Annotated in this window: 1 protein-coding gene; it reads left to right on the plus strand. The window is 74.2% G+C overall.

Annotated features, from left to right (window positions below; translation table 11 throughout):
- The first annotated feature begins 130 nt into the window (after positions 1-130).
- Positions 131-631 carry a helicase associated domain-containing protein gene (locus ACFWI9_RS31750; protein ID WP_387167992.1) on the plus strand — a complete coding sequence of 167 codons (501 nt, stop codon included), beginning with the start codon at positions 131-133 and terminating at the stop codon, positions 629-631.
- Positions 632-693: the final 62 nt, after the last annotated feature.

Here is a 693-nt window from a genome sequence, read left to right on the forward strand (position 1 = left end):
GGGGGGGGGGGGTGGGGGGGGGGGGCGCGCCCCCGGGGGGGGGGCGAACCCGCCCAGCGGGTTGTGGGGGGGCCCTACACGCAAGTCACCGCGGGGGCCGGGCCCCCCTAGGGGGGGCAATCCGCTGGGGGTGTGGGTAGCGGACCAGCGGCGGTACTACGCGGCCGGGTTGCTGGAGGCATCCCGCGTGGTCGAGTTGGAGGCACTCGGGATGGTGTGGTCGGTCCAGGCGTCCGCGTGGGACACCGGCCTGGCCGTCGCCCGCTCGTACGCCGACGTCCACGGGCACTTCCTGCCTGCGGCCTCCGTGGTCTGGGACGACTTCCCGCTTGGGGTGTGGGCCAAGAACCAGCGTGCGGCGGCCCGTAAGGCGGCGGAGAACGCCGCACGGCGTGAAGCTGGGGAAGAGAGTGTCCTGGCCGCTGGTGAGCTGTCAGAGGCCCGTATGGAGGCCCTCGCGGACGTGGACCCGGGGTGGTGCCCGGTGGCGTGGGAGATCGGGTGGCAGCGCTGCTACCGGCTCACCCTCGCCCATGTCCAGACCGGCGGCGCCCTCCCGGCCGGGCCGGGGCTGCTGATCGTGCAGGGCGAGGACCTGGGGGTGTGGGTTACCGGGCCACGTCCGGCGTGAAGGGCATGAGCTTCCGCGAGGGCGACGAGCTGCTCTCGATGAACGTGGTCCGCGCCAACACC

This window comes from Streptomyces sp. NPDC127084 (genome assembly GCF_042724175.1).
Classification (GTDB): Bacteria; Actinomycetota; Actinomycetes; order Streptomycetales; family Streptomycetaceae; genus Streptomyces.